The 12,319-nt window shown below is 58.6% G+C and carries 13 protein-coding genes and 1 pseudogene; 2 read left to right on the top strand and 12 right to left on the bottom strand.

Translation table 11 applies throughout. The features are described 5' to 3' along the window. From purN to AKL27_RS20410, 12 genes and pseudogenes are all read right to left on the bottom strand, one after another. Window positions 1-320, bottom strand: a 320-nt coding sequence (gene purN, locus AKL27_RS20465) for a phosphoribosylglycinamide formyltransferase (RefSeq protein WP_269749262.1), incomplete at its 3' end; no start/stop codon positions are given. A gap of 76 nt (window positions 321-396) precedes the next feature. Continuing rightward, window positions 397-804: pseudogene (locus tag AKL27_RS20460) on the bottom strand (barstar family protein); the annotation flags it as partial. A gap of 28 nt (window positions 805-832) precedes the next feature. Next, on the bottom strand, window positions 833-1,207 hold the full coding sequence (locus AKL27_RS20455) for a ribonuclease (protein WP_050464708.1): 375 nt from the start codon (window positions 1,205-1,207) through the stop codon (window positions 833-835). 113 nt (window positions 1,208-1,320) lie between these two features. Beyond that, window positions 1,321-2,520 (bottom strand): patatin-like phospholipase family protein, encoded by a 1,200-nt coding sequence (locus AKL27_RS20450; RefSeq protein WP_050464707.1) that lies wholly within the window; start codon window positions 2,518-2,520, stop codon window positions 1,321-1,323. Window positions 2,521-2,600: 80 nt separating this feature from the next. Next, window positions 2,601-3,359 (bottom strand): SDR family NAD(P)-dependent oxidoreductase, encoded by a 759-nt coding sequence (locus tag AKL27_RS20445; protein ID WP_050464706.1) that lies wholly within the window; start codon window positions 3,357-3,359, stop codon window positions 2,601-2,603. 66 nt (window positions 3,360-3,425) lie between these two features. Further along, window positions 3,426-5,528 (bottom strand): sodium-translocating pyrophosphatase, encoded by a 2,103-nt coding sequence (locus AKL27_RS20440; RefSeq protein WP_050464722.1) that lies wholly within the window; start codon window positions 5,526-5,528, stop codon window positions 3,426-3,428. A 339-nt stretch (window positions 5,529-5,867) separates the two neighbouring features. Beyond that, window positions 5,868-6,524, bottom strand: a complete 657-nt coding sequence (gene adk / locus AKL27_RS20435; RefSeq protein ID WP_050464705.1) for an adenylate kinase — start codon at window positions 6,522-6,524, stop codon at window positions 5,868-5,870. Between the two features lie 261 nt (window positions 6,525-6,785). Further along, window positions 6,786-7,589, bottom strand: coding sequence for a 3-deoxy-manno-octulosonate cytidylyltransferase (gene kdsB, locus AKL27_RS20430; protein ID WP_050464704.1), 804 nt, complete (start codon window positions 7,587-7,589; stop codon window positions 6,786-6,788). A gap of 99 nt (window positions 7,590-7,688) precedes the next feature. Then, window positions 7,689-7,886, bottom strand: a complete 198-nt coding sequence (locus AKL27_RS20425; protein ID WP_050464703.1) for a Trm112 family protein — start codon at window positions 7,884-7,886, stop codon at window positions 7,689-7,691. Continuing rightward, a complete protein-coding gene (lpxK, locus tag AKL27_RS20420) occupies window positions 7,867-8,910 on the bottom strand; it encodes a tetraacyldisaccharide 4'-kinase (protein ID WP_050464702.1) in 1,044 nt (347 codons plus the stop codon). The genes AKL27_RS20425 and lpxK overlap by 20 nt, the downstream gene beginning before the upstream one ends. Further along, complete coding sequence (locus AKL27_RS20415; RefSeq protein WP_050464701.1) at window positions 8,900-9,334, bottom strand: ExbD/TolR family protein; 435 nt, start codon at window positions 9,332-9,334, stop codon at window positions 8,900-8,902. The genes lpxK and AKL27_RS20415 overlap by 11 nt, the downstream gene beginning before the upstream one ends. Window positions 9,335-9,352: 18 nt before the next feature. Next, the gene (locus AKL27_RS20410) at window positions 9,353-9,958 is read right to left on the bottom strand and encodes a MotA/TolQ/ExbB proton channel family protein (RefSeq protein WP_050464700.1); all 606 of its coding nucleotides are present in this window, start codon (window positions 9,956-9,958) and stop codon (window positions 9,353-9,355) included. A gap of 184 nt (window positions 9,959-10,142) precedes the next feature. Here AKL27_RS20410 and xseA point away from each other — a divergent pair, with 184 nt between their 5' ends. Beyond that, window positions 10,143-11,504, top strand: a complete 1,362-nt coding sequence (xseA, locus tag AKL27_RS20405) for an exodeoxyribonuclease VII large subunit (protein WP_050464699.1) — start codon at window positions 10,143-10,145, stop codon at window positions 11,502-11,504. A gap of 133 nt (window positions 11,505-11,637) precedes the next feature. Then, entirely contained in the window at window positions 11,638-12,216 is a 579-nt protein-coding gene (gene sodB, locus AKL27_RS20400) for a superoxide dismutase [Fe] (protein WP_050464698.1), read from the top strand. The last annotated feature ends 103 nt before the right edge of the window (window positions 12,217-12,319 follow it).

The raw sequence follows: 12,319 nt of genomic DNA, 5'->3' as shown, positions 1-12,319 counted from the left end.
TTGAGCATCCGTCCCGCATAATGGCCGACAAAGGTTGCCGTCAGGATACGCATGAAGCCGGCCAGCACCACCAGATCCGGCGCAAACCGGTCGATCTCCGTTTGCAATGCGGCATCAAACAATTCACGCGTAGCGTAATCCTTGTTGGCAACAACGGCAGTCGGGATACCATGCTGGCGGGCAAATGCAAGACCTGCAACATCGGGACGGTTACTGATGACAGCGGCAAGGGAAACGGGCCATTTTTCTGCCTGGGCGGCACGGACGATGGCTTCCATGTTGCTGCCACGACCGGAAATCAGGATAACAATGCTTCTCATGGTGCGCATTGTAACCGCTGCCTGCATTCAAATTGGCGCAATCAGGCGACACGGCACGAGAATATTTGCGACAGTCTTACTGAAACGAGTAAAAAACGCGGAACGCCACTTTCTTGTCGGCCCAGAAATCTGCGCTGTCGCGGAACACGTCGAGCAATGTCTCGCGGGCTTCTTTGTCGAACTTGGGCGTATTCGGCAGTTGCTCCAGCACCACGATAAAGCCGGGCTGTGCACCCGCCTTGTGGGTCAGGTCGGTCAGGCAGTCACCGAGCGCATCGAAATTCTTGCCGAAATGACGCGGGAAATGGAAAGCCCCGGCAATAATTGCCAGCACCTGTTGCTTGGTTGTTGCTTCCGCGCAATAGGCATACAAAAAATGCTGCCCGAGGCGCGCGGCCTCTTCCTGCAGATCGGTCACGCGAAACGCGCGGATTGACTGCACTACATTTGGCGGCACCGTTTTAAATAAACTCATTTCTCCCTCAAATTTGCAATGATTGTGCAAGCAGGCTCTATTCCCTGATACGCCTGAACGTCGCGTAATGATCGTCGGTGTAGTAATACTCACCCGATGTTTGCGGTTCACCGCCGGAGATGATGCGTCTGGCACCGCGATTGCGCGCCCGCGGCGTCTTCACCGTGAATTCGTGATAATACCCGCGCTTTTGCCGGGGCAAAACCTTTTCATAATTGCCAAATACCACGCCATCCTTGGCGTAAGGAAACGGACCGCCCTGCCTGATCAGGCCCAGCGTCTGCTGCGCCTCGGGCGGCAGGCTGGCCAGGGCCACCGTGCCAAGCTGCGACATGTCTTTCGCCAATACCGACGACGTCAGCAACAGCGCTGCCAAAAATGCAAACCAGTTCTTCAGAAATTTTGTTTTCAAGGCAAGGCTCGCATTTCTACCACATTGCACAAATAATAATTTTTCGCAACACCACCACGTAGAGTAACGTTTTGCCGCAAAGCAGGCAACCCGAATCTGCTAATGACGAATGCTCACGCTTGGAGCGCGACCAGCCGTTCTGGTTCAAAAAAGGCCAGCACTTCTTCGCGTTTGGCATAGGTATCGGCAGCGCCCAGTGCAATCAGTTCTCTGGTGAAACTTTCTTCAAACAACAGATAAGAAGCCAGCGCCGAGCCACGCACTTCGGTGGCGCCGATACCGCCCAGCATGACCCGGATCGGGCGTGGCAAACTGCCAACATGCCGGCTGGCAATTTCATCGATGCCCTCGGATGGTGAAATCACCAGAGTCTCTATTGGTCGCAGCGGGGTCTTGGCGAGTTGCTCATCATTCAACATCGCCAGCGTTTGGTTGACGCGGTTGGTACGTTCGATATCTGCCGCCAGTCCATCGAGGAAAATGCTCGACAAGGCATGCCCGGCAACCTGTGCCAGGCTCGGATAATGGCCGAACTGATTGATTGCCGCAGCGGATTTTTCCCCCATGCGGCCGGCGCCGACCACCAGGATCTTGCTGGCGCCCAGATGGATCGCCGGGGAAATCGGTGCAATCTGGCGCATCGAGCCATCGCCAAAATACTCGCGGCGGCCTTGATAAAAAATCGGTATGGCAGGAAAAATGAAAGGAATGGCGGACGAGGCCAGCAAATGTTCGACGCCGATCTGATCCCTGATCGCAGCGCGCTGGGTGCGATGCCAGGGTTCGATTTCCTGCATGCTTTGATAGAACGTCAAATGCTGACCGCTGGTATACGACGACGCCGTCACCGCCAGCGCGTGCAGACTGCCGTTGCTGAGCGCGTCATCGAGCCGCGGCAGATCCAGCAGACGGTGCAGCATGGTCACCAGCGGCGTATTGTCGAGCAGAGAATTGGGCGGATTGGCTTTCCACTTGCGCAGCATCCAGCCAAATGAAAACAGTGACAGCCAGCGCGCACCGGAACGCAGCACGCCGATTGAATCGGCCCGATACACCTGCTCGGCCTTGAAGTGCGACCACACGCTGACCAGTTCGCGCACGCCTTCGCCGAAATCATCGGCGCGGCACGCCAGTGCCGTGGCGTTGATGGCGCCGGCAGAAGTCCCGCAAATGATTTGAAAAGGATTGCGATGCGCCGGCCAGCCGGCTTCCAGCAAAATCAGCGACAACGCGTTCAGCACACCAACCTGATATGCTGCACGCGCTCCGCCTCCGGTCAGGATCAATCCTGTTTTTGTATTTATCGGCTCCATCACAGGAGCTTAGCAGGACAACACAATTTTTGGCGATTAAACCTGAACGCAATCAGAAAAAATTTGACGCCAAAGTCACATTATTTCGGCGGCATGCGGATGGCGCCATCAAGACGAATGGTTTCACCGTTGAGCATCAGATTCTCGATGATGGTTTTGGCCAGATGCGCATATTCGGTGGCCTTGCCCAACCGCGGCGGAAACGGCACCGCACTGCCCAGCGTGTCCAGCACTTCCTGCGGCATTGCCAGCATCATCGGGGTTTCAAAAATGCCCGGCGCAATGGTCATGACGCGAATCCCGCTGCGCGCCAGATCGCGCGCCATCGGCAAGGTCATGCCGACAATCGCGGCCTTGGATGCTGCATACGCGGTTTGTCCGATCTGTCCGTCGTAAGCGGCCACCGATGCCGTATTGATGATCACGCCGCGCTCGCCCTGCTCCAGCGCCGGCCCCTTGGCCATGGCATCGGCCGCCAGCCGCGCCATATTGAAGGTACCGATCAGATTGATATTGAGTGTCTTTTGAAACAAGGCCAGCGTATGCGGCCCGTCCTTGCCGATCAGCTTGGCTGCGGGCGCCACGCCGGCACAGTTGATCAGGCCGCGCAACGGTCCAAGTGCCTGTGCTGCCTGCATCACTGCCAGGCCATCCGCTTCCGAAGTCACGTCGCAACGCACGAAATGTCCTTTGAGCTGCGCCGCCATTTGCGTCCCGGCTTCTTCTTGCAAATCTGCCAACACCACGATACCGCCCTGATCCGACAACATGCGCGCACTAGCCGCGCCCAATCCCGATGCCGCACCCGTGACGACAAAAACATTTCCTGCAATCTGCATACGTCTCCTTGTTGACCCGGCATGACGAGGCGTCATGCCGGTATCGGTTTTATATTCAAGCCAGCATTATTTACCCACCGGCACCGAAATGACAACTGCCACCCCGCCGGCCTGCGCAGTTCCCTGCGCCGGCATCGATACCGGCAGCAACGGCACCAGCAGCAAGGCCACGATATTGATGATCTTGATCAGCGGATTGACTGCCGGTCCGGCCGTGTCTTTGTAAGGATCGCCGACGGTGTCGCCGGTGACTGCCGCCTTGTGCGCATCCGAACCCTTGCCGCCGTGATGACCATCTTCGATATATTTCTTGGCATTGTCCCAGGCACCGCCGCCGGTAGTCATCGAAATCGCCACGAACAAACCGGTGACGATGGTCCCCATCAGCAAGCCGCCCAGCGCGGCCGGCCCCAGCAACAAACCAACCACGATCGGCACCACCACCGGCAACAGCGACGGCACGATCATTTCCTTGATCGCCGACGAGGTCAGCATATCGACCGCCTTGTCGTACTCCGGCTTGCCGCTGCCATCCATGATGCCTTTGATTTCCGCAAACTGGCGCCGCACTTCGACCACCACCGCACCGGCGGCGCGACCGACCGCTTCCATCGCCATGGCGCCGAACAGATAGGGAATCAGGCCGCCGATGAACAGGCCGACAATCACGCGCGGGTCGGACAAGTCAAACGACGTGCTGCTGCCGACCGAGTCCAGCGCATGGGTGTAATCAGCAAACAGGACCAGCGCCGCCAGTCCGGCGGAGCCGATGGCATAACCTTTGGTGACGGCCTTGGTGGTATTGCCGACGGCGTCGAGCGGATCGGTAATTGCCCGCACCGATTCCGGCATGCCCGCCATTTCGGCAATACCGCCGGCGTTATCGGTAATCGGACCATAGGCGTCGAGCGCGACGATGATGCCGGCCATCGACAGCATCGACGTCGCCGCAATCGCGATGCCGTACAAACCGGCCAGCCAGTAAGACGACAAAATCGCCGCACATACTGCCAGCACCGGATAGGCAGTGGATTTCATCGACACCCCGAGACCGGCAATGATGTTGGTGCCATGGCCGGTGGTCGAAGCCTGCGCGATATGCCGTACCGGTTTGAAATCCGTGCCGGTGTAGTACTCGGTGATGTAGACCATGAGGCCGGTGAGGACGATGCCGACCAGGGCCGAACCGATCATCGGAATATGCAGTTCGGGCGGCAGCAACAGCCAGGTAACCCCGACAAAGCCCAGCATGCTGAGGCCGGCGGCCCACCACAGTCCGGTGTAGAGCGCCGACATGATCTTCTTGCCCGGTGCCACCTTGACCATCGAGCAACCGATGATCGATGCCAGGATCGATACCCCGCCCAGCGCCATCGGATAAATCACGGCCTGCAATTCCGCGCCCTTGACGATCAGACTGCCCAGCAGCATCGTCGCAATCAGCGTGACGACATAGGTTTCAAACAAGTCAGCTGCCATGCCGGCGCAATCGCCGACGTTGTCGCCGACGTTATCAGCAATCACTGCCGGATTGCGCGGATCATCTTCCGGAATCCCGGCTTCGACCTTGCCCACCAGATCCGCACCGACATCGGCGCCTTTGGTGAAGATGCCGCCGCCCAGACGGGCGAAGATGGAAATCAGGGAAGCGCCGAAGGCCAGGCCGATCATCGGCCGGATCGCATCATGCAGCGACGCCGCCTGCCCCTGGCCGCGCATGAACAACCACAAGAAGAACAGCGCTACGCCCAGCAAACCAAGCCCGACCACCAGCATGCCGGTAATCGCCCCGCCGCGAAAAGCCACGTTCAGGGCTTGATTCATGCCGGTGACAGCAGCTTGTGCGGTGCGCACATTGGCGCGCACCGAAACATTCATGCCGATGAAGCCACAGGCGCCCGACAGCACCGCGCCGATCAGAAATCCCAGCGCCGTGACCCAACCGAGTCCCGGAATCAATGCAATCGCGATGAATAACACCGCGCCGACCAGCGCGATGGTGCGGTACTGGCGCGCCAGATAGGCGGCTGCACCTTGCTGAATTGCAGCAGCAATTTCCTGCATGCGGGGGTTGCCGGGATCCTGCTTGAGAATCCAGCTCCGGGATATCAGTCCGTAGATCACTGCAATCACGCCGCACGCCACGGTAAACCATAAGGCTCCTGCCATCATGTCTCCTCCTGTTTATCACGACCAAGCAAACAATCGCGCATGCCGTTGAACCCAACCTGCCCAGGACTCTCCGGCATGCACACTGCAACACTTTACGTCGCCCTTTTTCGGATTCCTCGGGCTGGTCTTGCCGGTCTGCCGGATGTATCGCCCTCGTGCAGCATCACCAAAGGTGAGGCACCGGGCTTCAGTCACATCTGTTTGCAAACCACAAAAATACGGGGTACTGCCTGATCAACTTGTGACACATCGCTGCGATATTCATCACCCATCTCTGCAGCAAACAGCGTGATGCATCGCAGACATAAAAAAAGCGGACCTCAGGTCCGCTTCATTTTATTCCGACAGTGCCGCAAAAGCACTATCTCTGATTTGCTCCACCGGTCCGACGCCGGCGATCTTGCGATACTTCGGCGCACCCGGCTGACCCGACTGCGCCCACTTGCCGTAATAGCCAACCAGTACTTCAGTCTGTTCGTGATACACGGACAAACGTTTCTTGACGGTTTCTTCCTTGTCGTCGTCGCGCTGAATCAGCGCTTCGCCGGTCAGGTCATCCTTGCCCTCAACCTTTGGCGGGTTGAACTTGACATGATAGGTGCGGCCCGACGCCGGGTGCACGCGACGGCCGCTCATGCGCTCAACGATGGCGCTGTCCGGAACGTCGATTTCGAGAACGTAGTCGATTGCCACGCCGGCATCCTTCATCGCGTCCGCTTGCGGCGTGGTGCGCGGGAAACCGTCAAACAGGTAACCGTTGGCGCAATCAGGCTGCTTCAGGCGATCTTTCACCAGACCAATGATGATGTCATCAGAAACCAGACCACCGGCATCCATGACCTTCTTGGCGGCAATACCCAACTCAGTACCCGCAGCGACTGCAGCACGCAGCATGTCACCGGTTGAAATCTGAGGAATATTGTATTTTTCCTTGATGAAAGTGGCTTGCGTACCCTTACCGGCACCAGGCGCTCCTAAAAGGATGAGGCGCATAACGTTTCCCTAAATGAAGTTTTGAATTCTGTTGCGATGGCGAACTGTATTGACCATGCCATCGAAGGCGATTGTCTCTTTTGACGCCGCTTATATCTGCACTGCACGAAAGTTACCACAAAATCTTACCAAATCATGACAAACGCCTGTTTTTTAGGCACAGGCAGAGGTCAAATTATCGGAAAAAAGCATGACAGGCAACTTACAGATCGTCATAAAAACGCTGACGAATCCGGATACCGCTTTGGCCCCATTTTTTATTCAGAGTGCAGAAATAGCGGTCACGAGCGGACTGTCGGGCGGTGCTTCAAAATGTCGCCGCACCCGCTCCAGGTCTTCCTGGGTATCGACGCCGGCTTCCGGCAAGACCGAGGTGACATGAACTGCAATCGCATGACCATGCCACAACACCCGCAATTGTTCGAGCGCTTCAATGCGTTCCAGCGGCGATGGCGTCAGGGTCGGGTAGATTTGCAGAAAATGGTTGGAGTAGGCATACAAGCCGATATGGCGCAGCGGCATGAATTCATGACCGTGCAATTCCGACAAGGCTTCCTTGGATTGGGCAAAACCATCGCGATGCCACGGAATGGCGGCGCGCGAAAAGTACATGGCGCGCCCGTCCTTGTTCAATACCACCTTGACTACATTGGGATTGAACACTTCCGGCAAATCGGCAATCGCATGCGCCGCCGTCGCCATCGGCACATCGACCCGGATATGCGCGGCAGTCGCGGCGATCAGGCCGGGATCGATCAGCGGCTCGTCGCCCTGCACGTTGACCACCACGGCATCATCAGGCAAATCCAGCGTAGCAGCGACTTCGGCGATACGATCAGTGCCGCTCGGATGGTCGGCACGGGTCATCACTACCTCCACCCCATGCTGCTCGCAGGCGGCGTAGATATCGCGGTGATCGGTGGCCACCAGAATGCGTTTGGCGCCGGACTGCGCGGCGCGTTCAGCCACCCGCACGATCATCGGCTTGCCGCCGAGATCGGCCAGCGGCTTGTTAGGCAGGCGGGTAGAAGCGAGCCGGGCAGGAATAATGACGGTAAATGACATGGCGAATCAGACGGACGCAGACAAATCGGATTAAGGAATCAACAGCGAATCAATAACAGACCCGCGACGGTACAACGCCGCAGCGCCACCGCGTCAGGCTCACTGCGCCGCAGCGTCGCCGGCCGCCGGCGTGGCGCTCAGGTCGCGTGCTTCATCGGCCCACATGATCGGAATGCCATCGCGAATCGGATAGGCCAGTTTGTCGGCATTGCAGATCAATTCCTGGGCTTTTTTGTCATAGTCAAGCGGGCCCTTGCATACAGGGCAGACGAGGATATCAAGCAGTCGGGCGTTCACGGAGTTTCTCCACAATATGTTCAGCAAGCGCGCTGTCAATGCGCGCCGTCACGGGCACAACCCAGATGCGCGGGTCGTTTTTGATGGCCTCAATTGCCTTGCATTTTACTGCATCCTTCTCGGTGATCAGGATGATATCTGCCGCCAGCGCGGCAAACGGGTTATCCGCAAAATCATGATGGTCGGGCAAGGGCAACCGGTCGAAGCGCAATCCGGCCTGTTCCAGCGTAGCGAAAAAACGCGCCGGATTGCCAATCCCGGCCACTGCCACCAGCCGCGACGCCCCTTGCCATGCACTCAGCAATTGTGTCCGGCTGCGGTCTTGCAACCGTTCGGCGCGATCGCCGACCAATGCCATGGCAACTTCGCCCGGCGCCGTCAGGGCCGGACCGGCACCAACGTTGCGCACGCTGAAATCGCGCCGGCGCGACACCGGTTCGCGCAGGGGGCCGGCCGGCAGCAACCAGCCATTGCCGGCGCCGCGCGCATCGGACAAGACAATTTCAATATCGCGCGCCAGTGCGTAATGTTGCAAACCATCGTCGGAGACAATCACATCGGTTTCCGGATGCGCCGCCAGCAAGGCTTGTCCGGCCGCCACCCGATTGCGTCCGACCATCACCGGACAGCCGGTGCGCTCAGCGATCAGCAAGGGTTCGTCGCCGACTTCATGCGCGTGCGAGGTTGCGGTAACCGGCCGCGCCGCGCCATCGGCCGTGCCATAGCCGCGCGAAATGACGCCCGGCCGGTAACCGGCTTCGCGCAATGCTTCCACCAGCCAGATAGTCAGCGGCGTCTTGCCGGTGCCGCCCACCAGAATATTACCGGCCACGATGACCGGCACCGGCAAGCGCGTAACCGGTTTCAGTCCGAGTGCAAACAGCGCGCGCCGCAGCGCTGCCAGCAAGCCGAACAGCAGTGACAACGGCCACAGCAAACATGCCAGCCAGCCGCGCCGCATCCAGGCGCGCGTCAGAGTCGATTCGAGAGAGGCCGCAGACACCGCGGCTGAATTACTTGCCATTGCTGGTTTGCGCGGCAAACGTGACCTTGCCGAAACCAGCCGTGCGTGCCGCTTCCAGCACGTTGATCACGGTTTGATGGGTAGCCATGGCGTCGGCATTGATGATCACGATCGGATCGTTGCCGCGCGCACCGCCGGCCTGCGCCGCCTGCTTCAGATCATTGACCAGCCCGGCGGCATCATGCGAGGCGACCGGCACATTGTTGATGGCGTAACGCCCCTTGGCATCCACCGCGACATTGATTTCAAACGGTTGCTGCAAGGCTTTTTCCACATCTGCCGTCGGCAAGGTGATTTGCAGCGCGGTAAATTTGCTGTAGGTGGTAGTGACCATCAAAAAGATGACGATCACCAGCAGCACATCGATAAAGGGGATGAGATTGATCTCCAGATCTTCCCGGCCCCGGCCTTTACGGAAATTCATCGTGAGCCTCTTTGCGCCTTACTTGCGTGCGCCATGCACAACATCGACAAACTTCACGGCCTGCTGCTCCATGTCGACCACGAAACCATCGACCAGCGCCCGGAAGTGGCGATAGAACACCAGTGCCGGCATGGCAATCGCCAGCCCGAAACCGGTGTTGTACAAGGCAATCGAAATCCCGTGTGCGAGCTGCGCCGGGTTAGTGCCGGCGGCATTTTGCGAAGCAAAGATCTCGATCATGCCGATCACCGTACCGAACAAACCCATCAGCGGCGCCAGCGATGCAATCGTGCCGAGCGTGGTCAAAAACCGCTCCAGCTTGTGGGCGGCAGCCTGCCCGGCTTCTTCGATGGCTTCCTTCATCACTTCGCGCGGTGCGTCGACATTGCGCAGACCGGCGGCCAGCACCTGCCCGAGCGGCGAATTCTGTTCCAGCTTGCCGATCACATCCGCATTTACCTTGCCGCTCTGATACACCCGCACCACGTCCGGCAGCAATTGCGGCGGCAAGATACGGCTGCGGCGCAGATACAATATGCGTTCCAGCACCAGTGCCAGACCGATGACAGAGGCGATCAGCAAGGGCCAGATCGGCCAACCCGCAGCTTGAATAATGGCGAACAAAGGGAAACTCCTGGTGAAGATGATCAAAAATGTAACGCCTGCATGATACCTGTTGCAAAGGCGTTTACAATCCGCCGCATGGCGATTCTGCAATAGTATACGCAGTCAGCCTTGGCCCAGGTACTGATTTCCGGCCAGATGCCAACCACGCCACATCAACCACTGCTCCGACAGAAACTTCAGCATGATTTTTGACGACACGCCGGGCGCTGCGCCCTCCGCCCCTCCGGTACTTGCGGTATCGGCCCTGAATCAGGCCGTGGCGCGCATGCTGGAACGCAATTTCCCGCTGATCTGGGTGGCTGGCGAAGTGTCCAATTTTACCCGTGCCGCCTCCGGACATTGGTATTTCACGCTCAAGGATGACGGCGCCCAGGTACGCGCCGTGATGTTCAAGGGGCGCTCGCAATACGCCGGCTTTACCCCGCGCGAGGGCGACAAGGTCGAAGTCCGCACGCTGGTGACGCTGTATGCGCCGCGCGGCGACTACCAGCTCAATGTCGAATCGATCCGGCGTGCCGGCGTCGGCAATCTGTATGAAGCCTTTTTGCGGCTGAAAGAAAAACTGGAACAGGAAGGTTTGTTCAACCCGGCCCGCAAGCGGCCATTGCCGGTATTCACGCGCTGCGTCGGCATTGTCACCAGTCTGCAAGCCGCCGCATTGCGCGATATTCTGAGCACCTTGCAGCGCCGCGCGCCGCATGTGCGAATCGTGCTGTACCCGACACCGGTGCAAGGCGATGGCGCTGCCGCCAAAATCGCCGCCGCCGTCACCACCGCCTCCGAACGCGCCGAATGCGATGTCTTGCTGGTCTGTCGCGGTGGCGGCAGCATCGAAGACTTATGGTCATTCAATGACGAAAATGTGGCGCGCGCCATCGTCGCCTGTCCGGTCCCGGTGATTTCCGGCGTCGGTCACGAAACCGATTTCACCATCGCCGATTTCGCCGCCGATCTGCGCGCGCCGACCCCGACCGCTGCGGCCGAACTGTGTGCCACGCCGCGCAACGACTGGATCAATCTGCTGCAAGGTCAGGCCAGCGATCTGACCCGCGCTTTCAAGCGTCATCTGGCCGAACGCGGCCAGACGGTGGACTGGCTGTCACGCCGACTGGTCAGTCCGAGCGCTTATATCAACCATGAACGCGTCAAGCTCGGGGCCCTGCAAGCGCGGCTGGCACATGCCACGCGCACGCCGCTGAATCAGGCCGGCTTTCAATTGCGGCACTTGCGCACGCGCTTGCAAAATCAATTGCCGGACACCCGTCATCTGCGCCTGCAACTGAATGACCAGAGCCGTCGCATGAGCAGCGCCATTGCCTCCGTCACGCAGCGTCAGCGGCAATGGCTGGCCGCGCAAACGGCACAGCTCGAATTGCTCAACCCGCAACGCACGCTGGAGCGCGGCTATGCCATCGTCACCAATAACAAAGGTCAGGTATTGCGCAAGCCATCGCAATTGCAGCCGCGCAGCACAGTGACGGTCCGACTGGCAGGCGGCAGCGCCGATGTCGACATCGCCGGCGTGCAGCCGGCACTCGACTAAAGCGGTTTACGACGCATTCTCATTGCCGCCCGCTTTCACGTGAGGGAGTGCAAAGAATCGCTATCCGCTTTAGAATCGCAAGTTCAGAATAAAAATTCGCATGTCTTCTTCAACAGAACAGAAAGGATTCACCATGGCGCATACCCTACCGGCATTGCCTTACGAACTGGATGCCCTCGCCCCGACGATTTCCAAGGAAACACTCGAGTATCACTATGGCAAGCATCATCAGACCTATGTGACCAATCTGAACAACCTGATCCCAGGTACTGAATTTGAAAACGCATCGCTCGAAGACATCATCAAGAAGTCGTCCGGCGGCGTGTTCAACAACGCAGCGCAAATCTGGAATCACACGTTCTACTGGAACAGCCTGACACCAAAGAGCAGCGGCGCGCCAAGCGGTGCACTGGCTGACGCGATCAATGCCAAGTGGGGCACATTTGATGCCTTCAAGGCAGAATTCACCAAGCTCGGCCTCGGCAACTTCGGTTCCGGCTGGACATGGCTGGTCAAGAAAGCAGACGGCACGCTGGACATCGTCAACACCACCGGCGCCGGCACTCCGCTGACGACCGCTGACAAAGCGCTGTTGACCATCGACGTCTGGGAACATGCTTATTACATCGACTATCGCAATGCACGCGCGAAGTACGTGGAAGCATTCTGGGGCATCGTGAACTGGGATTTCGCTGCGAAGAACTTCGCTTAAGCCATCCGGTTTATCGCACCAGTGCCGGAACCGTCAAGGTTCCGGTCTTGAAGAAGCCTGCACATCTGCAGGCTTTTTTCATGCCAATCAAACCGCATCCCTC

Origin of the sequence: Herbaspirillum autotrophicum (assembly GCF_001189915.1) — a bacterium.
GTDB classification, from domain to species: Bacteria; Pseudomonadota; Gammaproteobacteria; order Burkholderiales; family Burkholderiaceae_D; genus Herbaspirillum; species Herbaspirillum autotrophicum.
The sequence above is the reverse complement of the archived record's forward strand: the minus strand, read 5'-3'. Positions and strand labels throughout refer to the sequence as shown.

Coding starts and splice junctions, on each gene's coding strand:
- AKL27_RS20450 (WP_050464707.1), bottom strand. CDS start 2,520: ATGGAGCCGATAAATACAAAAACAGGATTGATCCTGACCGGAGGCGGA.
- AKL27_RS20445 (WP_050464706.1), bottom strand. CDS start 3,359: ATGCAGATTGCAGGAAATGTTTTTGTCGTCACGGGTGCGGCATCGGGA.
- AKL27_RS20440 (WP_050464722.1), bottom strand. CDS start 5,528: ATGGCAGGAGCCTTATGGTTTACCGTGGCGTGCGGCGTGATTGCAGTG.
- adk (WP_050464705.1), bottom strand. CDS start 6,524: ATGCGCCTCATCCTTTTAGGAGCGCCTGGTGCCGGTAAGGGTACGCAA.
- kdsB (WP_050464704.1), bottom strand. CDS start 7,589: ATGTCATTTACCGTCATTATTCCTGCCCGGCTCGCTTCTACCCGCCTG.
- lpxK (WP_050464702.1), bottom strand. CDS start 8,910: ATGGCAAGTAATTCAGCCGCGGTGTCTGCGGCCTCTCTCGAATCGACT.
- AKL27_RS20415 (WP_050464701.1), bottom strand. CDS start 9,334: ATGAATTTCCGTAAAGGCCGGGGCCGGGAAGATCTGGAGATCAATCTC.
- xseA (WP_050464699.1), top strand. CDS start 10,143: ATGATTTTTGACGACACGCCGGGCGCTGCGCCCTCCGCCCCTCCGGTA.
- sodB (WP_050464698.1), top strand. CDS start 11,638: ATGGCGCATACCCTACCGGCATTGCCTTACGAACTGGATGCCCTCGCC.